We start from the raw sequence: 22825 nt of genomic DNA, 5'->3' as shown, positions 1-22825 counted from the left end.
TTTATATCGAACGGTCCATGAGTAGTTGAAAACAAACAAAGAGGATAAGTGTCATCGCTATTTGAAACATAATGAAATAAAGATACTTCATGCGCCGTGCTTCTTGCTTCTGATTGCTTGTCTTTCGGTTAAGCATATATTCCACCGAAAAAGACACAATGCCAATGAGCACCATAAACACGAGCATCCACTGTCCCCCATTTGGTTTCCTCAAAAAAGACGTTGAAAAAAGCATGAATACAATTAGAAAGTGAAATAATGAGTAGCGAAACGTCTTCCATATGGACATCTGATTTCCTCCTAGAACCTGCTTGTTGTTAACTAGAAATCACCATCATATCGTTTTTTTGTAAAATAAAAAAGAAGCACTGACATAGCAGCGCTTCTTTCTTCTTATGATTGTTTAGCTTGAAGCTCTTTGAATTCTTCCTCTGTGCAGCTCACAAAGTGACCCGGCTTCACTTCACGGAACTGTGTGTTTGTTCCTTTGTGAACAGATGGATCATACTTGATTCGTTTGCGGTTACGCTCATAATCTGGATCTGGGAGCGGAATCGCAGATAGTAATGATTTTGTATATGGATGAAGCGGATTTTCGTATAATTCATTCGCTGGTGCCAGCTCAACCAATTTTCCGAAATACATCACGCCAATACGATCGCTGATGTATTTTACCATAGACAGGTCATGGGCAATGAATAAGTACGTTAAGCCTTTTTCTTCTTGAAGTTCTTTCATTAAGTTGACAACCTGTGCTTGGATCGACACATCTAATGCAGAGATTGGTTCATCGGCAATGATGAAATCTGGTTCAACTGCTAATGCACGGGCAATTCCGATACGCTGCCTTTGACCACCTGAGAATTCATGCGGGTATCTGTTTGCATGCTCTTTGTTCAATCCAACGGTTTCAAGCAATTGGTATACACGCTCTTTACGTGCTTGCTTTGTTTTCGCAAGGCCATGAATGTCGATGCCTTCTGCAATGATATCAAGCACTGTCATTCTAGGGTTGAGTGAGGCATATGGATCTTGGAAGATCATCTGCATTTGACGGTTGAACTCAAGCATTTTTTGTCTTGATTTCTTCCCGTGTACACTTTCCCCTTTATAAAGAACCTCACCATCTGTCGCATCATAAAGTCTAATGATGGAGCGGCCCGTAGTGGATTTACCACAACCAGACTCCCCTACAAGGCCAAGTGTTTCACCTTTATAAATATCAAATGAAACTCCGTCAACTGCTTTCACAGTCCCTCTTGCTGTATGGAAATGCTGCTTCAAATTTTTGATTTCTAACAGTTTTTCTGCCATGCTATTCACCCTCTTTTACTAATACAGGTTTTTCGTAGCTACCTTCTAGTTCACGCATTCTCGCCTTTACAGAAGCAGGCGGTTCAACTTTAGGTGCATTTGGATGAAGTAGCCATGATTTCACATAATGCGTATCTGATACTTTGAACATTGGCGGTTCTTGTTCAAAGTCAATTTTCATTGCATAATCGCTTCGGAGTGCAAATGCATCTCCTTTCGGCGGGTTTGTCAGATCTGGTGGTGTTCCTGGGATTGCAGTCAGCTTTCCTTCATCTCCGCCATCTGTGTCAAGGCTCGGCATTGATGCTAAAAGTCCCCACGTATATGGATGTTTTGGATTGTAGAAAATTTCATCAACAGTCCCTGTCTCCACAATCTGTCCTGCATACATAACGGCTACACGATCAGCGACGTTGGCGACAACACCTAGATCATGCGTAATAAAGATAATAGATGTTTCCACCTTTTGCTGAATTTCTTTCATTAATTCTAAAATTTGCGCCTGAATCGTTACATCTAGTGCTGTCGTCGGCTCATCGGCAATCAATAGCTTTGGATCTGCTGCGAGCGCCATCGCGATGACAACCCTTTGTCTCATCCCGCCACTAAATTCGTGCGGGTATTGCTTGATTCTTTTTTCAGGCATTGCAATTCCAACAAGTTCCAGTAATTCAATAGCTCTTTTTTCAGCCGCTTCTTTTGAAATTTGTTCGTGCTTGAACAGTACTTCTGTAATTTGCTTCCCGACTTTCATCGTTGGATTCAAAGAAGTCATCGGATCCTGGAAGATCATTGAGATGTCTTTTCCTCGAATGGTCTGCATTTGTTTTTCTGTTTTCTTGACGATATCTTGCCCATCAAACAGGATCTGTCCGCGCTTGAAATAACCCGGCGGCATCGGTATTAATCTCATGATGGCCTGTGATGTCACACTTTTACCAGAGCCAGATTCACCTACAATAGCAAGTGTCTCGCCTTTATTTAAGTGGAAGTTCACACCACGAATGGCTTGAACCTCTCCACCATATGTTTTAAATGAGATTGCAAGGTCTTTCACCTCTAGAATACGTTCACGTTCCATCCTAATCACTCCTTATTTACGCAACTTCGGATCTAAAGCGTCTCTTAGTCCGTCTCCAACCACGTTAAAACCAAACATTGTTATACAGATAAATGCGGCTGGGAACCATAATCTCCAAGGATAGTACGTCATGGCCGGAATTCCGTCAGACGCCATTGTTCCCCAGCTCGCTAATGGAGCCGGTACACCAAGTCCTAGATAGCTTAAGAATGCCTCCGTGAAAATAGCTGAAGGAATGGTGAGTGTCATTGTGACAAGAATTGGTCCCATTGAGTTTGGAATTAAGTGTTTAAATAAAAGTCTAGATGTTTTCGCACCTAATGTTTGTGCAGCAAGAACGTACTCTTGACTCTTTAATTGTAGAACCTGTCCCCGAACGATACGTGCCATGTTTATCCAGCCTACGACTGTCATGGCGAGGATAATTGTTAATAATCCTTTTGGCAGAACAACCATCATTAAGATAACCATTAATAGTGTTGGAATTGCCCATAAAACGTCTGCGATACGCATCATGACTTCATCTGTACGGCCGCCTTTGAACGCAGCAATACTTCCCCAGATAATACCGATGATCACGTCAAGGACCGCTGCAGCAAGACCGATGAAGATCGAAATTCTTGCCCCGACCCATGTACGGACAAACATGTCACGTCCTAAATCATCTGTACCGAACCAGTGCTCTTTTGAAGGTGGCTGGTCTGCATTCAGTAAATCGGTCGTCGAGTAATCATATTTAGAAAAAATCGGAACAAAGATGGCCAGCATCACAATAATAAAAATGATTGAAAGGCCAACCATTGCAAGTTTATTTGCACGGAAGCGAAGCATAGCATCCTTCCATAAAGATAGACTAGGTTTAGAAATTTTTTCAGATTCTGCTGCGTCAGCTGTCGCAGGAACAAATAAATCTTTTCTCATCTCTTCCATGTGTTAGACCCCTTTCTTCGCCTTCGTCAGTTTAATTCTAGGATCGATAATACCGTAGAGGACGTCAACGACTAGAATACTGATTAATAGAATAATACTGTAGAAGACTGTGACACCCATGATGACGGTGTAATCACGGTTTGTAATACTTGTGACAAAGTGAGAGCCTAATCCAGGAATACCGAAAATCTTCTCCACGACAAAACTACCTGTTAACACTGAAGCAGCCATTGGTCCCATATATGTAATGACAGGTAACAATGCGTTTCGAATTGCGTGTTTAATCGTCACAGCTGATTTCGTTAATCCTTTCGCTCTAGCCGTTCTAATGTAATCACTGTTTAGAACTTCAAGCATACTTGACCGTGCAAGTCTAGCGATAAATGCCATAGGCATGAAGGAAAGTGCAATAGAAGGTAGTACGGTGCTGGCCCAAGACTCCCATCCTGCAACTGGGAAAATCGCTATAACGCTTGCCTCAGATGCAAATACATATTGTAGCAGCGCAGCTAAAATGAAACTTGGAACTGAAATTCCAAAGATCGTTAAAATGGCAATCGTATAGTCCTGCCACTTGTTATGATAGAGCGCTGCAAGGACCCCAAACAATACACCAAATGCTAATGCGAGGAGAATTGCCTCAATTCCGAGGGTAAAGGAAACGGGGAATCCAGAACTGATTAAGTCATTTACAGTTTGTCCTTTATATTTAAATGAGGGACCAAAATCTAATTTTGCAACTGAACCTAAGTAGTTTACATATTGAACAAATAAGGGCTTGTCCAACCCGTAGTGCTCGTTTAGGTTTGCTTCAATTTCAGCAGGAAGTTTCTTCTCACCAGAGAATGGACCACCCGGTGCTGCCTGCATGAGAAAGAAAGTTGCAGTTACAATAACAAACAGTGTGATTAAAATATATATTAATCGCTTACCGATATATTTAAGCAATGGAATTGCACCTCCATGATTTTACAACATTTTCTCTAATCAGCAAGAAAGGTATATGGAGAGACATCCTCCATATACCTTAAGATCCTTGCCGTAGATCTCTTACACTATAATTCTTATTTTTCGAAATGTGCCCATTTGTATTGAACATCACCTAGTCCAGATACAACCACACCTTTTAGTTTTGGATCTTGTACCCAAAGCTGAGTGTAGAAGTAAATTGGTGCTATAGGCATATCGTTGATGATGATTTCTTCTGCTTTTTTCAGCATTTCTTCACGCTTCGTTTTATCTGTTTCTTTAGCAGAATCATTCAACAATTGTTTGTATTCTTTGCTTTCCCAACCAGTGTCGTTGTTTCCACCGTCTTTATCTTTGTAAAGCTCAAGGAAGTTCACTGGATCGTTGAAGTCACCTAACCAGCCCATACGTCCGATTTGGTAATCTCCACTGTGGATTTTGTCGATGTATACGTTCCACTCAGAGTTATCTAGTTCAACTTTCACGCCTAAATCCTTTTTCCACATTTCTTGAATTGCTTGAGCAATCTTTTGGTGGCCTTCATCTGTGTTGTAAGAAAGTTTCAATGCTGGAAGATCAGAAACTGACTTATAACCTAATTCTTTCACACCTTTTTCAAGAAATTCTTTAGCAGTTGCTACATCGTGATCTTTGAAGTAGCCCGTTTTGTTATCAGTGAATCCTTCCATTGTTGGAGGAACGATTGCCATAGCTGGCACTTGCTCACCTTGCGTAATTTTGTCAACGATCGCTTGACGGTTGATTGAGTATGCAAGGGCCTTACGGATGTTTGCATTGTTTAAAGGTTTTACTTCTGTGTTGAATTTGTAGTTATAGATACCAGCGATCGTTTGGATTTTAAGACCGCCTTCTTTTTTCAATGTTTTTAACGACTCAGTTGGAAGGCTTCCAGTTGGTGAACCAGCCCAGTCAAGCTCGCCTTTTTTGAACATGCTAAGCTCAGTGTTTGTATCTTTGATCATAGACATGTTGATCTTTTTCAATTTCACAGTATCTTTATCCCAGTATTCATTGTTCTTTTCAAGCGTGATAGAACCGCCATGTTTCCATTTAGAAAGAACGAATGGTCCGTTAGATACGTAGTTTTCACCAGCATTTGTGAACCAGTTTTTATTCTTTTCAGCCACTTTTTTGTTGACTGGCATATACGTATAGAATGCAGTTAGTTCAGTAAAGAACGGTGTTGGGTTCTCTAGCTCAACTACAAGCGTTTTGTCGTCTTTAGCTTTAATGCCAACATCAGCAACTTTCGCTTTCCCTTTGTTCGCTGCTTCAGCACCTTTAATATAGTAAAGCTGGTAAGCATATTGAGATTCATTTTTAGGATCTAATGCCCATTTCCAAGCATATTCGAAATCTTTAGCTGTGACAGGGTCACCATTAGACCATTTTGCATCACGAAGTGTGAATGTGTATGTTTTACCATCAGCACTTGTTTTGATATCAGAAGCCATTGCATTTTCTGGCTTACCTTCAGCGTTAATTCTTGTTAATCCCTCAAAAGTCTGTCGGATGACACTTCCTGAAGTTGAATCATTTGCCAATCCCGGATGTAGAGAAAAAGGCTCTGTGGAGATATTCACATTTAATGTTGTTTTAGCCTCTCCAGAACTGCTCGTGCTGTCGCCTGATTTGTTTCCGCTGAAACCACAAGCGCTTAATACAAGTGTGAAAATAAGCATTAAAGTAACAACAGACCAACGCTTTTTCAACTGTATTCCCCCTTATAATATGTTTTAGTTCAAAGGTCTCGATAGAAGATGAGATTCAGATTTAAGAAATAGCGTAAAAAAGTCCCTAAATAGCTTACTTTCTATTTCTTTTGTTTTTTCTGAATTTTCACTATGTATAGAGCCTAGCACAAACGTGTGAACAAATTAATTATAATGAATAGAATAATTTATTGCAATATCAATTTCATATATTTTTAAAAAACGTAAATGGGGATAAAGAGGGATTTTTATAAACTAAAGTCTCAATCACTTCAACAAATTAAAGCGTAAATTGATTAAAATAATTTAACAAATTCAGCAGGAATAATGTTTTATACATATAATTAATCATCCTTTTTTAAAAAATTCTGACAGATAGTTGATTTTTTATCTAAAATTTTAAGTGTCAAACGGCATGATGAGAAGGTCACATGAGGGCTTCGTGACTTTTTTATGGTCATCCTTTATAATAGATAGACATACTGTTGCGATGAAAAAGAAGAGTACATATATTCACCATTTACAGAGAGTCTGCGGCTGGTGCGAGCAGATAATGGCATGTATGGAATGGGCTTTGGAGCAGCTAACCGAACACTTTTGAAAGTTAGTAGGCTTAGACGGAGCAGTCTCCGATATCAACGTCTTGAGTGATTTCTTTGTGAAATAACAAGGGTGGTACCACGGTTCATTCGTCCCTTTTCTGTTGAAAAGTGACGGGTGGGCCTTTTTATATTGAAGAAAAGAGGTTTTAGTATGACAAAGAAGACAATTTTTTCAGGCATTCAGCCGAGCGGTTCTGTGACTTTAGGGAACTATATTGGAGCAATGAAGCAATTTGTCGATTTGCAGCATGATTATCATGGCTATTTTTGTGTAGTCGATCAACATGCGATTACAGTGAGTCAGGACCGGCTAGCTCTTCGCCAAAATATTAGAAGCTTAGCAGCTCTTTATTTAGCAGTTGGACTTGATCCAGAGAAGGCGACATTGTTTATCCAATCAGAGGTACCTGCACACGCCCAGGCAGGATGGATGCTGCAATGTGTTGCTTATATTGGGGAATTAGAAAGAATGACCCAATTTAAGGATAAATCCGCTGGTAAGGAAGCGGTTGTTTCAGGCCTATTAACGTATCCCCCATTAATGGCTGGCGATATCTTATTATATGGTACTGATTTAGTCCCTGTTGGAGAAGACCAAAAGCAGCATCTTGAATTGACTAGAACGCTTGCTGAACGTTTTAATCGAAAATACAATGACATCTTCACTGTACCTGAAGTGAAAATTCCAAAAGAAGGCGCTCGGATTATGTCTTTAACAGATCCAACGAAAAAGATGAGCAAATCCGATCCGAACCAAAAATCCTTCATTACCTTATTAGATGAACCAAAGCAGCTAGAAAAGAAAATCAAAAGTGCTGTGACGGATTCAGAAGGCATCGTCAAATACGACAAAGAGAACAAGCCTGGTATTGCCAACTTGCTGACGATTTATTCTGTATTAGGTAACGTATCGATTTCAGAGCTGGAACAAAAGTACGAAGGCAAAGGGTATGGTGAGTTTAAAGGAGATCTTGCGAACGTAGTCGTTGATGCTTTAAAACCAATACAAGATCGATACTATGAACTCATTGAGTCAGACGAGCTTGACCGCATTCTTGACGAAGGTGCTGAAAAAGCAAACCGCGCAGCAAACAAAATGCTGAAAAAAATGGAGAATGCGATGGGTCTTGGCAGAAAGCGCAAATAAAAAAAGCTTGCAGCACATCACGCTGCAAGCTTTTTCTAATTCACCTTTGATTCGTTTTCCATTTCCCAAAGCTTTTCAAAAAACGGCTGTCCTTTAATCATTTTTTCACAGAATGCTAAATGATTCTCTGACCACCCATCAATGGTTTCATTGTAAAGCATGTTCCAAATCTCTTCGAATGACATCCGTTTGATTTGGTTGTACATGCGCGGGTTCCATTCCGTATACCAATACGCAATCTCCGCCCTGTTTTGAAGTCCTTTTAATTGATCGAGCGCCATAAACATGAGCTGCTTCAGCTGTCTTTCTTTTCTCGTTAATCCACTGATGTGCTGCGGCGGCAATGACAAAATATGATACTCCTTCGCCGACTCAAGGCTGCCCTCAGAGAATTCATATTCCTCAGCCTTCACATCTTTCACCATTTCATACACCAATTGCTCCTGCCTTGGGATTAAGCGGCTTTTCCTCACAGGAATGGAATACCCAATCGTATCCACAGCAATGATACGAATGCCGTCCGTGACCACAAAGCAATATTCTAATTTACGCCGTTCATGATTTTTTCGAATATATGATTTCTCAAATACAGATTCTAGCAGCGTCTTTGGCAGCTCTGAAAGATCATTCTCTATGTAATCAAACAAAGGACTCTGCACCTTGAGTAAAGGCACTTGATCTAACAGCTCAACACTGTCCTCCTTGCGCCACTCATGAAAATGACACACATTGTAGCCATTTTCTTCCCCTTCAAACCAATTCACCCATACGTCATGAAGAAATAACATAACCAATCCCTCACTTTTTAAAAACTGTTGTCCACAGTATGGGCAAGGGAGAGAGAAATTATTCCAACTTTATTAAACTTCAAGCAGAGCGAATGTTGGCGTGCATTTTTTTATTTTTATAAAGAAATCAAAGTGCGTGTCGCAGAGTCCCTTTCATCTTGTCATAAAAAATGAGGCATTACTTTAGCTTTTTAGGATCAAGCGCATCTCTCAGACCATCTCCTAAGAAATTAAAGCATAAAACGGTCAGCAATATCAGTAAACCTGGGAAGAGCGGATACCACCACGCTTGCACCATAATCGAGAAGTTTTGTGCATCTTGCAGCATGTTGCCCCAGCTTGCTGTTGGCGGCTGTATGCCAAACCCTAGATAGCTCAGCGTTGATTCGGCTAAAATGACGGAACCTACTTTTAGTGTAGCTGACACAATAATAGGACCGATACAGTTCGGTAAAATATGCGAAAAGATGATGACATGGTTTTTCGTTCCAATGGTTCTTGCCGCAAGTACGAATTCTCTTGTTCGTAGTGATAAGAATTCACTGCGGATCAGTCTCGCGGTTGTGGTCCAGCCGGTCAAAGCAAAGATTAATATCAATTTATCAATGCCCGGTTTGAAAATGGTAACAAGCGTGATCAATAGAAAAATGTCAGGAATCGACAATACCACATCAACAAATCTCATTAAGATAGAATCAACAAATCCTTTGAAATACCCTGCTACCGCTCCAACGACGGTGCCAATGGTGATCGCCCCGACCACTGAGACGAAGCCAACTAGCAGAGAGACCCTCGCTCCATAAAGCACCCTTGAGAAAATATCTCGGCCAAACTTGTCAGTTCCCATCAAATGCTCAGCACTTGGCGGCTGGAGCCGCTTCAATAAATCTTGCTGCTCTGGTGCATAAGGGGCAATCACTGGAGCGAAAATGGCTGAAAAGATAATGACCAATAAGATCACGGAGCCGGCAACCGCCAGTTTATTTTTGAAAAATTTCTCACAAAATAAACGCAGCATCGTCTCTGGCTTTGGCGGAAGACCCTCTTTTAATTTGAGATCAACAGGAGGTGTTCCCATATTAGGCTGTGCCAATTGTGCTTCAGCTCCCTTCTAATATTCAATACGCGGATCAACGATCGCATATAGAATATCCGCTATTAAATTTCCAACCACCACGAGCACTGCGGAAATAACAGTCATCGCCATAATGACCGGATAATCTCTCGAAAAGGCAGAATCGATGAACAGCTTTCCAAGCCCTGGCCAAGTGAAAATTTGTTCCACCACGACTGCGCCGCCAATAAAGGATGGAACCATCAATCCGAAAATCGTAATGACAGGCATAAGACCGTTTCTTAACCCATGCTTGAAAATGACTTTGTTTTCTCGAAAGCCTTTCGCTCTTGCGGTGCGAATATAATCCTGCCTCATGACATCAAGCATACTCGACCTTGTGTACCGGGTGAGCCCTGCCATATCAGCAGTTGCTAAAACAAAAGCTGGTAAAATGATGTGATGGAGCCGGTCAAACACATTAAAATCGGCATTTAAGGTAGAAACACCGCCTGTCGGGAACCATCCTAGATTCACAGATAAAACCATAATCAGAATGAGTCCAAACCAAAAGTTCGGAATAGCCAGTCCGATAAAAGATGTAACCGTAATGCCATAGTCAAGCTTTGTATATGGACGTTTTGCTGAAAGAACACCAAATGGGATGGCGATAATCAGTGCGACTAATGTAGAAAAGATCATGAGGATGAGGGTATTTGGCAGCCGGGCAAAAATCAAATCAGCCACGGGCGTTCCCTTTTTAACAATGGAGGTGCCAAAGTCACCTTGAAGCATATTGCCAAGCCATTTCATATATTGCACATATTCAGGTTCGTTCAAGCCGTACTTATCAATAAAGGCTTCCCGGTCTGCGGCACTAATGGTCGGGTCCATCATGAGTGACATCGGATCGCCTGGTGCTGCTTTCATAATGGCGAAGGACAAAATGGTAATCCCAAATAAGATGGGAATGGAAAGCAGTGTCCTTCTAATGATATATGTAACCATATGCACAACTCCTTTTTCATCGGATCGCCATACTGTGAAGAAAAAGGGCTAAAATAGTCTTTACTTTAGCCCTCTGTCTTCTTTGCAGCGTGATAAGAGAACCCTTTAAATCTAACTGGTGCTTGGTGAATGAAATCACCGTGAGCACCAGCGCGCCGGACTGACACCGAATAGAAAGGTTTGTCTTCACACTGAAAGGGGAGAACCCTCCCCTTCTTCAATAGCTGCCTACTGTTCAATCCACCATTTCTCGATTTTGTAATACTCATCTTTCGGGTGGTAAGAGTAGCCTTGGAGATTAGATGGCATCGCGCGATGTGAGTTGGCATAATAAAGGAACGTATATGGCTGATCTTCTGCGATCAGTTCATAAATTTTTTCATATGCCTTTGAATATTCTTTTCGATCGCTTAAGTTCTTAGCATCCACTAACAGCTTATCGACCTCTTCATTTTTATACCAGATGTTATTCAAGCCTTTTTCTGACTGGCTTGAGTGGAAGATGCTGAATTGATCAGGGAATGTGGCAAGGCTCCAGCCGAGCAGCAGCGCATCGTAATCCCATTTAGGCGGTGTCGTCTGCTCAATGAGTGCACTGAATTCCACAATTTGCGGCTTCGCTTCAACACCAATTTCTTTGAGCTGCTGCTGGACAACGACAGCGATGTCTTCACGGACTTTGTTTCCTTGGTTGGTCTTTAAGGCAAAGGAGAATTTTTTGCCGTCCTTATCAAGATAGCCATCTCCATCTGTATCCTCCCAGCCCTCTTCTTTCAGCATCTTTTTCGCTTTTTCTTGATCAAACTCAAATACTGGAACACGATCATTCTTCGGATAGTTCCATGACAGCGGACTTTCTGGAATGTTGGCTACTTTGCCGTCTCCATCTAACACTTGATCGACAATCGTTTGACGATCAATGGCATGTGTCAGCGCTTGGCGGACCTTTTTACTTTTAAAGAGATCATTTTTCTGGTTCCAGCCAATGTATGAATAATTGAGCCCTAGATCAGATTCAATTTTAATGTTGCTGACTTTTTCAGCTGTTTGCAGCTCTGCTCCCGGTACAGCAAAGAAATCAATATCGCCTGCTGACAGCTGGGCAATCGCTGCATTCTGATCAGGAATGGTTTTAATCGTGACGGTATCAAGGTATGGACGTCCATCCCAATAATCGTCAAAGGCTTCTAGTTTCACGTAGTCTCCTTCTTTCCACTCGGCAAATTTAAATGGACCTGAACCAATTGGATTTTTTCGGTTAAATTCATTTTCACCGAGATCCTTTACAGGCACATCACCTAAAATATGCTTAGGCAAAATGCCATAGCTTCCTAGTGTGACATTATAGAAATAGGGATCTTTTTTATTGAGCTTGAATTCGATTGAGTAATCCCCTGTCTTTTTAACTGAATCTAATACTTCAAAGCCTGATCCGCGCTCTCCATTGTAGTCCTTATTGATCGGAATGCTGTATGTAAACACAACATCATCAGCCGTCAGTTCTTCACCATCATGAAACTTTACGCCTTTTTTAATGGTCACATCAAACTGCTTGCCGTCATCAGATTCTTTAATATCCTCTGCCAGTGATAGCTGAGGATTCAGCTTTCCGTCCGTTTGAAGTAAGAAGCTGTAGATTCTTTCCTCAATATCAGAGCTTGCCACGTCTGTTGAATACAGCGAATTAAATAATGTTGGTTCTGCAATGGAACCGATGACAAGGTCTCCGCCTTGTACAGGTTTTCCAGTTGATTTCTTTTCACTATCTCCAGAGGTTTTATTTCCACTAGAGCATGCCGCAAGCATGAGTGTAAAGATCAGCAGTAAACTGATCAAAATGGACTTTCTATTTCTACCTTTCATATACAATTCCCCCTATCTTTTTTAGAAATGATACAGATGCCGCTTCTTCCCCCCTCTCAAAGAAGAAATCATCCAAGCTGATTAAGCGTCGTAGAGGTGGCAGGCAACGAAGTGGTTTGTTTTTAATTCCTGAAATGCTGGTATTTTTTCTTTACAGATTTCCTTCGCAAACGGGCATCTTGTGTGAAATACGCAGCCTTTTGGCGGATTTGCAGGACTTGGCAGATCGCCTTGAAGCATGATCCGTTCTCTTTTGATCTGACCCTTTTTACGGGTAACAGGAACAGAAGACAGCAGTGCCTGTGTATATGGATGGAGCGGTTCATCGTACAGGCTGTGCTTATCGGCAAGCTCCATCATTTTGCCAAGATACATCACGCCGACTCTATCACTAATGTGCCTGACCACACTTAAATCGTGAGAGATAAATAGATATGTCAGGTCAAATTCCTCCTGAAGCTCCTCCATCAGATTAATCACCTGCGCCTGAATGGATACATCAAGTGCTGATACCGGCTCATCTGCGATGATCATTTCTGGATTCATGGCAAGCGCACGAGCGATGCCGATTCGCTGCCTCTGCCCGCCAGAAAATTCGTGAGGGTAACGATTTGCAAAGCTTGGATGAAGGCCCACCTTTGATAAAAGCTGTTCTACTTTTTCATTTCTTTCTTTTAAGGAATATAAGTGATGTGTTTTGTAGGGTTCTTTGATGATGCTTCGAAGAGTTTTTCTAGGGTTGAGTGATGCAAAGGGATCTTGAAAAACCATTTGGATGTTTTTTCGTGTTGATTGTCTTAGCTTTGATTCTGATACGCGGGAGATGTCTTGCCCTTTAAAAAGGATTTGACCGTCAGTTGGCTCATATAAGCGAATCATTGTCCGGCCTAGTGTAGATTTACCGCATCCTGACTCCCCCACAATGCCTAATGTTTCACCTTTATAAATCTTCAAGTCTATGCCGTCAACAGCTTTGACTGCACCGACTTTCTTCTGAAAGACGCCCGCTTTAATCGGAAAATGTTTTCGAATATGTTTCAGTTCAAGGATGGTTTCTTTCTCTGTTAGATCTGTTGGCTGTGGTTGATTTTGAGCAAGGGTCATGTATGGTCTGCCTCCTCATATAAGAAGCATCTGACGCTTCTGCCATTCTCAAATGTCCTCAGCTTAGGCAGCTCTCCTAGGCAGCGCTCCTTCACTTGCGGGCATCTAGGAGCAAAGCGGCAGCCAGCCGGAAGCTGATCTGGCGCAGGGACATTCCCTTTGATCGCCGTTAACGGCTGTATGTCTCCGTCAATGACAGGAATCGATTCAAGCAGCCCTTCTGTGTAAGGATGAAGCGGCTGATCAAATAATTCTTCGACGGTCCCATTTTCAACAACCTGTCCGCAGTACATGACAATGACTCGATCTGCCACTTCAGACACGACACCTAGATCATGAGTAATGAGAAGAATAGATGTACCAAATGTCGTGCATAAATCTTTCATCAATGTGAGCACCTGGGCTTGAATCGTTACATCTAGGGCAGTTGTCGGTTCATCTGCAATGAGAAGCTTCGGATCGCAGCTTAGCGCAATGGCAATCATCACTCTTTGCCGCATGCCGCCTGATAAACGGTGCGGGTAATCTTTGATGATTTGTTCCGGTCTGGAAAAACCAACAATCTTCAGCAGATCAATCGCTTTTTTCGTCGCTTCTTTTTTTGAAAGTTTTTTGTGATAGATGAGGATTTCTGTTATTTGTTCCCCGATGGTTAGGACGGGATTAAGTGAGGTCATGGGTTCCTGAAAGATCATAGATACGTCATTACCACGAATGCTGCATAATTCCTTTTCTCCATATGTAACTAGGTCCTTGCCCTCAAGCTTGATGGAACCGTCCATAATTTTTCCACCAGTGCCGTTAATCAACCCCATAATGGATAAGGACGTAATACTTTTACCAGATCCAGACTCACCGACTAACGCGACAGTTTCTCCTCTGTTGATGCTGAAATCAACGCCATCAACAGCAGGTATCGGTTCTTTTTTTCGAAAAAAATAGGTTTTTAAGTTTTGCACTTCAAGCAGCTTGGTCATTCATTCGCCCCTTTCTCCATAGACAATAGAAATGAATAAAAATTCTGTCTTTTTTGAATAAAAAGAATTATCAAAATTTATATTTGTATATTATTACATTGTCATGACGAAATCAAGAAGAATTTAGTAAATTTGTAATATGTCTCTTTTTATGTCAATCATTCACTCTATGAGTCTACCGCCTTTAAAAAAGTTTCGGACGGCTCTGCAATCATAGACTCCTCGCTGATTCGGTGCTCACTGAAATACTTTTTCACGATATAAAACCCGGTGGCGTAACCAAGCATTTTGGGGTAGTTCCCTTTTCCATAAAGGAGGTTCTGTATCAGTCTTTCGTCGTCCTGCACTTTTTGATCAAGATGACTGGATACCCATTTCTTATACAAGTGCTGAAGCTGCGTTTCGTCATAGAGAGTGGTCCATTTGGCTGTATAGCTTTCTCCGTATCTATGATACACAGCATATTCAGCGAGCCCCTCCATCATGATTGTATCAAGGAATGTAAAATCTTTTTCTTCTTTCGTGAGAAAATGCAACCTGCATACATGGTGATATTCATGAGTCAGCAATGTACCGATACGTTCTTTCGGAGTATTTGGCGACAAAAAGAGAAAGACCTTGTCGTCAAATGCCATGCCGGATTGATAATAAAATTGTTCTCTAATTTCTTTGCTGCTCTCATTAACTGGCAAAATAAAGACAGGAATGTCAGGGCCTTTCCACTGCTTTTGCAGCGTTTGGTATTCTTTCATGACGAGCTGGAAGTACCCTTTTTCTTTGAGCTTGTCGATCATGTCTTTGCATGATCTAAAAGACCGAATCATTCCGTGATGCTGCAGGTGGGAGAGAATGGAGGACCATTCTTTTTCCTCTGCCCCTTTAAAATAAGGAATAAAGCGCGATGCCAGCTCCTGAAATGATGATGATTGATGAATGAGATATTGTGTATTGACTAGACCCATACCGCTAAACACCTCCATTTTCATCATATGCAAAAAAGCGGCGATCTGTTTATAGATCGCCGCCTTCTTAGGAAATATTACGCTTCGTATTTTTTAAAGATAATTGTCGCATTATGTCCGCCAAAGCCAAGTGAGTTACTTAGAGCCACTTGTACTTCTTTTGAACGTGCTTCATTTGCCACATAATCAAGATCACATTCTTCATCCGGTGTTTCAAGGTTAATGGTTGGAGGAATGACGCTGTCTTTAATCGCAAGAACAGAGAAAATAGCTTCTACTCCGCCTGCTGCGCCAAGTAAGTGACCTGTCATTGATTTTGTCGAACTGATTGCAAGCTGATTCGCATGCTCTCCGAACACTTCTTTAATGGCCATTGTTTCAAATTTATCATTGTAAGGTGTGCTTGTTCCGTGGGCATTGATATAATCAATTTCTTCCACAGACAAACCAGCATCTCGAATCGCTTCTTTCATTGCGCGGACGCCGCCTTCTCCGTTTGGAGCTGGTGCTGTAATATGATACGCATCTCCAGTTGAACCATATCCAACAATTTCTGCATAAATTGTCGCACCGCGTTTTAACGCATGCTCGAGTTCTTCAAGAACAATAATCCCTGCACCCTCACCCATAACAAATCCGTCACGGTTTTTGTCAAATGGACGGCTTGCTGTCTCTGGATCAGGATTTGTCGAAAGAGCTTTGTTCGCACAGAAACCAGCAAACGACATTTTTGTTAACGGCGCTTCTGTTCCGCCTGTGATCATCGCATCTGCATCTCCGCGCTGAATGACTTTAAATGCATCACCAATTGAGTTTGTCCCTGTTGCACATGCTGTTACAGTACAAGAGTTAACCCCTTTTGCGCCAAGTGCAATTGAAATTTGGCCTGTTGCCATATCTGGAATCATCATTGGAACGAAGAATGGGCTTACGCGTCTTGCCCCTTTATTTGAATACACTTCAAACTGCTCTTCAAATGTTTCAAGTCCGCCAATACCAGACCCAACCCATACACCAACACGCGGTGCGATTTCATCTGTGATTTCAAGACGTGAATCTTCTAGCGCCTTTTGAGCAGCAACGACTGCATATTGCGTGAAGCGTGCCATTTTTCGCGCTTCTTTTTTCTCCATGTAATCTTCAATGTTAAAATCTTTTAATTCTGCTGCTACTTTTGCGGTATATTCACTTGAATCGACACGTGTGATTGGTCCAACTCCTGATACACCTGCTACAGCATTTTTCCATGTTGACTCTACATCGTTGCCAAGAGGTGTCAAAGCACCTAATCCTGTAACAACTACTCGTTTTTTATCCATTAATTTGTGCACCTCACTCTTTTATCGGCCCCATCGCATAGCGATTGCGCCCCACGTTAATCCGCCACCAAAACCAACCATTACAATCACATCGCCGTCATGAATTTTTCCGGCTTCGATTTCTTCACATAGTGAAATTGGAATAGATGCTGCTGATGTGTTTCCATATTTATGGACTGTCTTCGACATTTTTTCAACTGGCAGCTCTAGGCGTTCGCGGGCTGCTTCCATAATGCGAATATTTGCTTGATGCGGGATCAAGAAGTCAACGTCTTCTTTTGATAGTCCAGCTTTTTCGATGACGTTTACGCTTGACTCGCCCATTTGTCTTACAGCAAATTTAAATACTTCTCGTCCATTCATGATTGTATGATCTTTTTCATCTAAGTACAAGTGCTTCCCGCCTCTTCCATCGGCTCCAAGCTCAAATGAGAGAATTCCTTTACCTTCGCTGACCTCTCCTAACACAGCAGCACCTGCTCCATCTCCAAACAGAACAGCAGTATTGCGGTCATCCCAGTCGGTAATGCGAGAAAGCTTTTCAACGCCAACGACGAGCACGTGCTTGAAAGTTCCTGATTCGATAAATTGTTTTCCAGTAACAAGCCCATACATAAAGCCAGCACACGCAGCGCTAATATCCATTGCACATGCTTTATGTGCACCGAGCTGCTCTTGAATCATACAAGCGACTGTCGGAAATGCTTGATCTGGCGTGACTGTCGCCACAAGAATCATATCGATATCTTCTGCAGCTACATTTGCGTCAGCTAATGCTTTTTTTGCAGCAGCAAGCGCCATATGTGATGTATTGACATCATCAGAAGCAATTCTTCTTTCTTCTATACCTGTTCTAGTACGAATCCATTCGTCAGAAGTTTCAACCATTTTTTCTAAATCAAGATTTGTTAACACTTTTTCAGGTATATAGCGGCCAAGGCCAATAATTCCAGCATTCATTGAATAAGACTCCTTTTACTCATACGAGCATGTGATATTGTGATCTTATATTAGTATCTGGTACTAATTTTACCTTATTTTTTTCTCCTTGGCAATACAAACGTCTAACCTTTCCTCTCACTTTTTTCATAGATTATTGATATACCGATAGTAGAAAGGAGCATGTGATATGGCGCAAAAAGATATTTTTTCGGCTATGATGTTTGGCCAGCCGCTTGAAAAGGAGAAAAGCAAGACAGAAGCAAAGGAGGAACGTGAGGAGACATCTCCAAGTGAAGACTCAATTGATTACATGCATGTCATGAATCAAATTGGGAACATTATGAACTCCATCGATGAACTGAAGCCTGTGTTTAAAGATGTTGGCCCTATGATTAGTGCCTTCAAGAAAAAATTATCATAAAAAAAGCCACTATTCTGTGGCTTTTTCTGATTCTGCATCTGCTTTCCCAAGCTCATATGCCTCTTGCATGACAGATGTAAACAATGATAAAAGCGGCTGAAGAGCTTCGGGCTCAAGCTGAATACCCGCTTTATCTAATTCTTCTTTTGCCTGCGGAAAATACTTCATGGCAATTTGTAAAAACTCCATCGATTTTTCGTGCTGCATCGTCGTATCCTCACTTTTCATTTGGCAGTTTGCCAGTTTTTTTGTAAGTCGCAATATCACTTTCAATATCTTTCACAAAAGCACGGTCAATGGTGGAACTAAATTTCCCCATTTCGATCACTCCTTCTTTAAAATCAAAGGAGTAGTCACCTTGTTCGTTTAGCTTGCCTTCATTAAATTTCTTCGCAATAATAGTGTACGCTTTATCCACATGCTGGACTGTGCTTGTTAAGACGGTATGACTGCCAAGGTTGGATTGATCAGTGACATATCCGATCGCTGATAAATTATCGGCTTTGATTTGTTCAATGACAGGGATATTATAACCATCGCCTGCTGGATATACAACATCTACGCCCTGCTTTTTCAATTTTTGATAGAGCTCCACGGCTTTGTCAGCATCATCCCAGTTTTCGACAAACTCGGCAAGCACTTGTACATGTTCATCTTGATATTTTGCACCTTTGATAAAGCCATCTACTTCGCTTTGCCAATCATATGTAGCAAGAATACCAATCTTTTTTGATTTTGACATATGTGCTGCTGTCATGCCTCCGAAAAAGCCCATCGCTTCACCTTTAAACGTCACATTCGCGACATTATCCGCCTGAGGCTTGTTTCCATTTACCGTAATAAATTGTGTTTTCGGATAATCTTCACTAATTAAGTTGAAAATTTCGCTGTATTCATTGCCATGGCCAATAATCAAATTGACTCCTTTTTTGTGAAATTCTTCAATGGCATCAACGATTTTCTCTTTGTCGACCATTCCTTCCTTATAATAAACATCTACACCAAATGTTGATTGAATATTTAATAAGCCTTTATAACCTTTCGTTCCCCAAACTTGATCATTAATTGTATCGGGGACGAGTAAACCCACCTTCTCAATCTGTCCTTTTAAAGGTGCCTGTGAGCAGGCAGATAATAGGAGAAGGAACGAAAAGATCATGACAAGCCGCTGATACTTCATGCCATGTTCAACTCCCTTTGCCACATGCAGGCATGAACCTGTATGTTAAATATAGGTTTATTTTATACTGAAAAAAGATAAGATGGAAGATCATTCTTGCTTTTTGTCGAAAAATGTTGAGTTTTGTCTTTTCCATTCTACCATCATTTCTTCTGCTTGTTTGTCATCCGTTTGTCTTTCTACCTTCAATTCATGTGTTTCCTGTCTTTGTTCAGTGCCCGATGCCCACTTGAACAAATCCCTTGCCACATCTTCTACAAAAAATGCTTCATCACGCTTAGTTCTTTCTTTATTAAGTGCCCATGGTCCGAACATGCGAGGGAGAATAACAGCCGGCACATTCTGATTGGACGATTCGTCTTCGGGTTTTTCGTATAGAACCCGGTACATGCCATGCTTCGCTTTCATGTCTTTGTGTCGTTTATCTGATTCCTCTGATTGAATAAAGATGAGGTCATACGTGTCTTTTCCATCCTGAAGGTCAATGACACGGAAGAGATCATTTCTGCCGAGCCACATCATTCGCTCTTCTAATAACATCTTTTGCTCTTCTGTATGATCATGAGGACATGTGATATCCACTTGAATGCCCTCTTTCATCATATATTCACACAGCGCTAGACCAAAAAATTCATCTGCCCCTATGATCAGTCCTGTTTCCATGTTCATGTCCCCTTTTTTAGCTTATCGAATAAAAAGAAGAGCCCTTTCCATGAAGGGCTGTTATCATCCTATTCATCACAATTCTCTTTCATGCGATTTATAAAACTTGTGAATGGATTGAAAGATTCTTCTCGGATGATCAAACATATGCAAGGTGAGATCGATCTGACAATGCTCTGGATTCTTCATATGCTGATCTATAAAAGGCTTTGCATGCAGTTCATATGCATACGGTGCGCCGTTTAGTCTTTGCCATATGTGAATCGGTACATGAGCAGAATGAACAGGGCAAGCAGGGAGCGGGTACGTTTCCGCTTCCTTTTCAGAGCAGCCGTAGCTTTTCGCTAATTCTTTGATCAGCTGTTTATAAAAGAATTTGTGTTCCTTTTCTCTTTCTCGTTGTGCATAGAGATGCAGACATGGATTCACGAGCGCAATGGACCTTAGCACTTCTGGCATCTCTTCAGCAAGGCTCATGGCAACGAGTGCGCCCATCCCCTCTGCCAGCACATGAATTTCCCGGTTTAATATTTCTTGTTTTAATGTGTGATGAACGAGCTGCTTTGCACTAAAAACAGCATCTTCGCATCCCCAGTGATTCCCATGAAGATGACTATTAAACAATGTATATCCTTCATCCTTTAAGGCAGTTAAAAGCTGGTTTCTTCCATAGTGCTGAAGCCAGAATGATGTATTTTCCTGCACAAAGTGATTTCGGTCACCGAGGATAAGAATGCCAAAGCCATTTGGTTTTTGAGGAAGGTGAATGACGTTCCACTGGGAACCAAGCTGGAAAAACCGTTCGCTTACACCCATATGGCCAGCCTCCTTTCAGTGATTCTGCTTTCTATGATATGAACAACAACTCTTGTAGGAATAAGGAAATCCCCTAAAGAGAGAAGAATTCTTTTTATTTTTATAGCAGAAGGTCTTAAAATGGTCACATAAAGGCTAAAACAGTCTTTTCCCCTCACTCGTATCTATGGTATGATAATCAATAGATTGTTACATAAAGGACGGTGGGATTATGCATTATATTATCACCCTCATTTGGACTTTTCTGCTGACACATATGGCTGGTTACATCGTTGCCTCGATGAATGGCGCTGCTTATGACTTTACTTTGACTTCTATTCTTGCAGTGGTGTTTACGGTTATTTTATTCATCTTTGCTGAAGTAAGTCCAATGAAAGAAACGGAAAGTTCAACAAAACACTCTTAATACGTAAGACTTGATTGCTGAGGAAGAGCTAAAATGATGTTGATTTTAGCTCTTTTTCTTTTTGATTGAAAAGCGGTACGCTAAAACCCCCTGCAGCCACAGGGGGTTTTTTTATCGATTACACCTCGACGGTTTCGGACTTCTGTTTGTCTGCTGTCAAATGGCTTTTCGCAAGCCCTGTAAACAGGAAGATCGCGATACCAGATAAAATTTCAAGGACCCCACCGCCAGCAATGACAGGTCCTGCTCCAAACCTTTCTGCCAGAACACCTGATACGACAGCTGCAAGCGGGAGAAAAACATTTGATGAAGCATTGATCACGGCGTATACTTGCGGCTGATCGTCTTGGTCGACAGACGTTTGAATAATGACCATTTCCGGTACATTGATCGCACTAACGGCGGCACCGAATATAAAGGATGCAAGTAGAACGACCGGCAGCCATGTACTCATCCCTGTGATAAAGAACGCAGCTCCTTCAATCATACCAGCGACAATAAAGAACAAACCAAATCTCTTAATTTTCACTTTCGCTAGAGCAAAGCCCATCATAAACGCGCCGACTGCGGCAACACCTCTTAAAATGGAATACACCATGGAATCACTTTGCAGTGCTTCTGCTACGTATACAGCAGATAGTGCCTGCCACGGTGCTGCGGCGACATTCATTAAAATACAATACAGCGTCAGTGCAAATAAAATGTGATGATTTTTGACGACAAGAAAACCTCTTTTTAAGTTATACAAATATGTATTCTTTGCTTGTTTAATGCCTGCTGCTTTTTCTTCATCGGTTTTCTTTAGTTTGACGCCGATAATAAACAGGCCGGATATGATGAATAAGGCAGTGGTGATGAGCAGGGTATCTGCAGGTCCGATTAATTTAACCAAGAGACCAGCCACCATGACTGCTGCAAGTGCGACAATCTCAAAAGAAGATTGCAGGATGGCATTTGCTTTTTGAATCAGATGCTTCGGAACAATCTGCGGTAAAATGGCCACAGAGGCTGGATTATATGCTGCACCTGTTGCCGATTGAATAACCATTAATGAGATCAATAACCATAAAGGCAATAGATGCGAAAAATGCAGAAGCGGAATAATGAGTACAATTGTTGCTCGAACGACGTCTGAAGCGAACATCCATTTAGACAAATGGTGCTTTTTCATAAGAGGTCCTAGTATTGGGGCTAACAAAGATGAAGGAAGAACGGTTACTGCTAGGAGAAGTCCTGTACCGAGTGCTCCATCCCCTCTCAAAATCAATAGCCAAAGGACGGATGTAAAAGCAAAACTTTCTCCTGTGTTTTTAATCAGTCTTGATATGAATAATGAGGTGAAGCGTTTATTCCAAACACTTTCACTGAGATTCGTCTTTTCCATCACACAAATCCTTTCAACAATATATTCCAATTACATATTTTACCTTAAATTCTCTTTTTTTCATACTATTTTTTGAAAATTGGAACTTAATTGATTTTTATTATAAAGAAAAAAGAGGCATGACACATGCCTCTAAAGACTTATTCCTTCTGACTCTTAGTC

General features: G+C 41.3%; 23 protein-coding genes and 1 other annotated feature. Of the genes, 3 read left to right on the top strand and 20 right to left on the bottom strand.

Features of this window, described 5'->3' with window-relative positions:
• Position 1: 1 nt before the first annotated feature.
• The 6 genes from C6348_RS01325 to C6348_RS01300 all read right to left on the bottom strand — a co-directional run bounded on the left by C6348_RS01325 (position 2) and on the right by C6348_RS01300 (position 6027).
• Positions 2-289 carry a hypothetical protein gene (locus C6348_RS01325; RefSeq protein ID WP_106031502.1) on the bottom strand — a complete coding sequence of 96 codons (288 nt, stop codon included), beginning with the start codon at positions 287-289 and terminating at the stop codon, positions 2-4.
• A gap of 104 nt (positions 290-393) precedes the next feature.
• Positions 394-1314, bottom strand: a complete 921-nt coding sequence (locus tag C6348_RS01320) for an ABC transporter ATP-binding protein (RefSeq protein ID WP_106041582.1) — start codon at positions 1312-1314, stop codon at positions 394-396.
• 1 nt (position 1315) lies between these two features.
• Complete coding sequence (locus C6348_RS01315; RefSeq protein WP_034663262.1) at positions 1316-2395, bottom strand: ABC transporter ATP-binding protein; 1080 nt, start codon at positions 2393-2395, stop codon at positions 1316-1318.
• A gap of 12 nt (positions 2396-2407) precedes the next feature.
• Positions 2408-3325 (bottom strand): ABC transporter permease, encoded by a 918-nt coding sequence (locus C6348_RS01310; RefSeq protein WP_034663265.1) that lies wholly within the window; start codon positions 3323-3325, stop codon positions 2408-2410.
• A gap of 3 nt (positions 3326-3328) precedes the next feature.
• Positions 3329-4273, bottom strand: a complete 945-nt coding sequence (locus tag C6348_RS01305) for an ABC transporter permease (protein WP_034663268.1) — start codon at positions 4271-4273, stop codon at positions 3329-3331.
• A 116-nt stretch (positions 4274-4389) separates the two neighbouring features.
• Complete coding sequence (locus C6348_RS01300) at positions 4390-6027, bottom strand: peptide ABC transporter substrate-binding protein (RefSeq protein WP_034666712.1); 1638 nt, start codon at positions 6025-6027, stop codon at positions 4390-4392.
• 481 nt (positions 6028-6508) lie between these two features.
• Positions 6509-6727, top strand: a binding site (T-box leader).
• A gap of 53 nt (positions 6728-6780) precedes the next feature.
• Between C6348_RS01300 and trpS the strand changes: the two genes are divergently transcribed.
• Entirely contained in the window at positions 6781-7776 is a 996-nt protein-coding gene (gene trpS, locus C6348_RS01295) for a tryptophan--tRNA ligase (protein ID WP_034663275.1), read from the top strand.
• A gap of 35 nt (positions 7777-7811) precedes the next feature.
• On the opposite strand, the gene C6348_RS01290 is transcribed toward trpS, so the two are convergent.
• From C6348_RS01290 to C6348_RS01250, 9 genes are all read right to left on the bottom strand, one after another.
• On the bottom strand, positions 7812-8564 hold the full coding sequence (locus C6348_RS01290; protein WP_106041580.1) for a YjbA family protein: 753 nt from the start codon (positions 8562-8564) through the stop codon (positions 7812-7814).
• Between the two features lie 178 nt (positions 8565-8742).
• Positions 8743-9642 (bottom strand): oligopeptide ABC transporter permease, encoded by a 900-nt coding sequence (gene opp4C / locus C6348_RS01285; RefSeq protein ID WP_081311422.1) that lies wholly within the window; start codon positions 9640-9642, stop codon positions 8743-8745.
• Between the two features lie 33 nt (positions 9643-9675).
• Positions 9676-10626 (bottom strand): ABC transporter permease, encoded by a 951-nt coding sequence (locus C6348_RS01280; RefSeq protein WP_106041578.1) that lies wholly within the window; start codon positions 10624-10626, stop codon positions 9676-9678.
• Between the two features lie 228 nt (positions 10627-10854).
• The gene (locus C6348_RS01275) at positions 10855-12489 is read right to left on the bottom strand and encodes a peptide-binding protein (RefSeq protein ID WP_106041576.1); all 1635 of its coding nucleotides are present in this window, start codon (positions 12487-12489) and stop codon (positions 10855-10857) included.
• Between the two features lie 81 nt (positions 12490-12570).
• On the bottom strand, positions 12571-13593 hold the full coding sequence (locus C6348_RS01270; protein ID WP_106041574.1) for an ABC transporter ATP-binding protein: 1023 nt from the start codon (positions 13591-13593) through the stop codon (positions 12571-12573).
• Positions 13590-14570 (bottom strand): ABC transporter ATP-binding protein, encoded by a 981-nt coding sequence (locus C6348_RS01265; RefSeq protein WP_106041572.1) that lies wholly within the window; start codon positions 14568-14570, stop codon positions 13590-13592. The genes C6348_RS01270 and C6348_RS01265 overlap by 4 nt, the downstream gene beginning before the upstream one ends.
• Positions 14571-14737: 167 nt before the next feature.
• Positions 14738-15532: a DUF2268 domain-containing putative Zn-dependent protease gene (locus tag C6348_RS01260; protein ID WP_034663290.1), complete on the bottom strand. Its 795-nt coding sequence runs from the start codon at positions 15530-15532 to the stop codon at positions 14738-14740.
• A gap of 77 nt (positions 15533-15609) precedes the next feature.
• Positions 15610-16851, bottom strand: coding sequence for a beta-ketoacyl-ACP synthase II (fabF, locus tag C6348_RS01255; RefSeq protein ID WP_034663293.1), 1242 nt, complete (start codon positions 16849-16851; stop codon positions 15610-15612).
• Between the two features lie 21 nt (positions 16852-16872).
• Complete coding sequence (locus tag C6348_RS01250) at positions 16873-17811, bottom strand: beta-ketoacyl-ACP synthase III (RefSeq protein ID WP_106041570.1); 939 nt, start codon at positions 17809-17811, stop codon at positions 16873-16875.
• A 169-nt stretch (positions 17812-17980) separates the two neighbouring features.
• Here C6348_RS01250 and C6348_RS01245 point away from each other — a divergent pair, with 169 nt between their 5' ends.
• On the top strand, positions 17981-18214 hold the full coding sequence (locus C6348_RS01245; RefSeq protein WP_034663296.1) for a hypothetical protein: 234 nt from the start codon (positions 17981-17983) through the stop codon (positions 18212-18214).
• 9 nt (positions 18215-18223) lie between these two features.
• Here C6348_RS01245 and C6348_RS01240 read toward each other — a convergent pair whose 3' ends face one another.
• The 4 genes from C6348_RS01240 to C6348_RS01225 form a co-directional block, all read right to left on the bottom strand.
• Positions 18224-18421 carry a ComZ family protein gene (locus tag C6348_RS01240; protein ID WP_003211983.1) on the bottom strand — a complete coding sequence of 66 codons (198 nt, stop codon included), beginning with the start codon at positions 18419-18421 and terminating at the stop codon, positions 18224-18226.
• A gap of 10 nt (positions 18422-18431) precedes the next feature.
• Positions 18432-19394, bottom strand: coding sequence for a BMP family ABC transporter substrate-binding protein (locus C6348_RS01235; protein ID WP_034663299.1), 963 nt, complete (start codon positions 19392-19394; stop codon positions 18432-18434).
• Between the two features lie 90 nt (positions 19395-19484).
• Positions 19485-20057, bottom strand: a complete 573-nt coding sequence (locus C6348_RS01230; protein ID WP_106041568.1) for a nad binding enzyme — start codon at positions 20055-20057, stop codon at positions 19485-19487.
• A 75-nt stretch (positions 20058-20132) separates the two neighbouring features.
• A complete protein-coding gene (locus tag C6348_RS01225) occupies positions 20133-20873 on the bottom strand; it encodes an alpha/beta fold hydrolase (protein WP_060595993.1) in 741 nt (246 codons plus the stop codon).
• A gap of 211 nt (positions 20874-21084) precedes the next feature.
• Here C6348_RS01225 and C6348_RS01220 point away from each other — a divergent pair, with 211 nt between their 5' ends.
• Complete coding sequence (locus C6348_RS01220) at positions 21085-21279, top strand: YjzD family protein (protein ID WP_003211779.1); 195 nt, start codon at positions 21085-21087, stop codon at positions 21277-21279.
• Between the two features lie 118 nt (positions 21280-21397).
• On the opposite strand, the gene C6348_RS01215 is transcribed toward C6348_RS01220, so the two are convergent.
• Positions 21398-22663: an MFS transporter gene (locus tag C6348_RS01215; protein ID WP_034663308.1), complete on the bottom strand. Its 1266-nt coding sequence runs from the start codon at positions 22661-22663 to the stop codon at positions 21398-21400.
• Positions 22664-22825: the final 162 nt, after the last annotated feature.

Origin of the sequence: Bacillus sp. YBWC18 (genome assembly GCF_002998775.1) — a bacterium.
Taxonomy (GTDB): Bacteria; Bacillota; Bacilli; order Bacillales; family Bacillaceae; genus Bacillus.
This window is presented reverse-complemented; position numbering and strand designations above follow the sequence as displayed.

What these genes read in the sequence shown, in the direction of transcription:
- C6348_RS01325 (WP_106031502.1), bottom strand. Translation starts at nt 289, where the DNA reads ATGTCCATATGGAAGACGTTTCGCTACTCATTATTTCACTTTCTAATT.
- C6348_RS01320 (WP_106041582.1), bottom strand. Translation starts at nt 1,314, where the DNA reads ATGGCAGAAAAACTGTTAGAAATCAAAAATTTGAAGCAGCATTTCCAT.
- C6348_RS01315 (WP_034663262.1), bottom strand. Translation starts at nt 2,395, where the DNA reads ATGGAACGTGAACGTATTCTAGAGGTGAAAGACCTTGCAATCTCATTT.
- C6348_RS01310 (WP_034663265.1), bottom strand. Translation starts at nt 3,325, where the DNA reads ATGGAAGAGATGAGAAAAGATTTATTTGTTCCTGCGACAGCTGACGCA.
- trpS (WP_034663275.1), top strand. Translation starts at nt 6,781, where the DNA reads ATGACAAAGAAGACAATTTTTTCAGGCATTCAGCCGAGCGGTTCTGTG.
- C6348_RS01290 (WP_106041580.1), bottom strand. Translation starts at nt 8,564, where the DNA reads ATGTTATTTCTTCATGACGTATGGGTGAATTGGTTTGAAGGGGAAGAA.
- opp4C (WP_081311422.1), bottom strand. Translation starts at nt 9,642, where the DNA reads ATGGGAACACCTCCTGTTGATCTCAAATTAAAAGAGGGTCTTCCGCCA.
- C6348_RS01280 (WP_106041578.1), bottom strand. Translation starts at nt 10,626, where the DNA reads ATGGTTACATATATCATTAGAAGGACACTGCTTTCCATTCCCATCTTA.
- C6348_RS01275 (WP_106041576.1), bottom strand. Translation starts at nt 12,489, where the DNA reads ATGAAAGGTAGAAATAGAAAGTCCATTTTGATCAGTTTACTGCTGATC.
- C6348_RS01270 (WP_106041574.1), bottom strand. Translation starts at nt 13,593, where the DNA reads ATGACCCTTGCTCAAAATCAACCACAGCCAACAGATCTAACAGAGAAA.
- C6348_RS01265 (WP_106041572.1), bottom strand. Translation starts at nt 14,570, where the DNA reads ATGACCAAGCTGCTTGAAGTGCAAAACTTAAAAACCTATTTTTTTCGA.
- C6348_RS01260 (WP_034663290.1), bottom strand. Translation starts at nt 15,532, where the DNA reads ATGGGTCTAGTCAATACACAATATCTCATTCATCAATCATCATCATTT.
- fabF (WP_034663293.1), bottom strand. Translation starts at nt 16,851, where the DNA reads ATGGATAAAAAACGAGTAGTTGTTACAGGATTAGGTGCTTTGACACCT.
- C6348_RS01250 (WP_106041570.1), bottom strand. Translation starts at nt 17,811, where the DNA reads ATGAATGCTGGAATTATTGGCCTTGGCCGCTATATACCTGAAAAAGTG.
- C6348_RS01245 (WP_034663296.1), top strand. Translation starts at nt 17,981, where the DNA reads ATGGCGCAAAAAGATATTTTTTCGGCTATGATGTTTGGCCAGCCGCTT.
- C6348_RS01240 (WP_003211983.1), bottom strand. Translation starts at nt 18,421, where the DNA reads ATGCAGCACGAAAAATCGATGGAGTTTTTACAAATTGCCATGAAGTAT.
- C6348_RS01235 (WP_034663299.1), bottom strand. Translation starts at nt 19,394, where the DNA reads ATGAAGTATCAGCGGCTTGTCATGATCTTTTCGTTCCTTCTCCTATTA.
- C6348_RS01230 (WP_106041568.1), bottom strand. Translation starts at nt 20,057, where the DNA reads ATGGAAACAGGACTGATCATAGGGGCAGATGAATTTTTTGGTCTAGCG.
- C6348_RS01225 (WP_060595993.1), bottom strand. Translation starts at nt 20,873, where the DNA reads ATGGGTGTAAGCGAACGGTTTTTCCAGCTTGGTTCCCAGTGGAACGTC.
- C6348_RS01220 (WP_003211779.1), top strand. Translation starts at nt 21,085, where the DNA reads ATGCATTATATTATCACCCTCATTTGGACTTTTCTGCTGACACATATG.
- C6348_RS01215 (WP_034663308.1), bottom strand. Translation starts at nt 22,663, where the DNA reads ATGGAAAAGACGAATCTCAGTGAAAGTGTTTGGAATAAACGCTTCACC.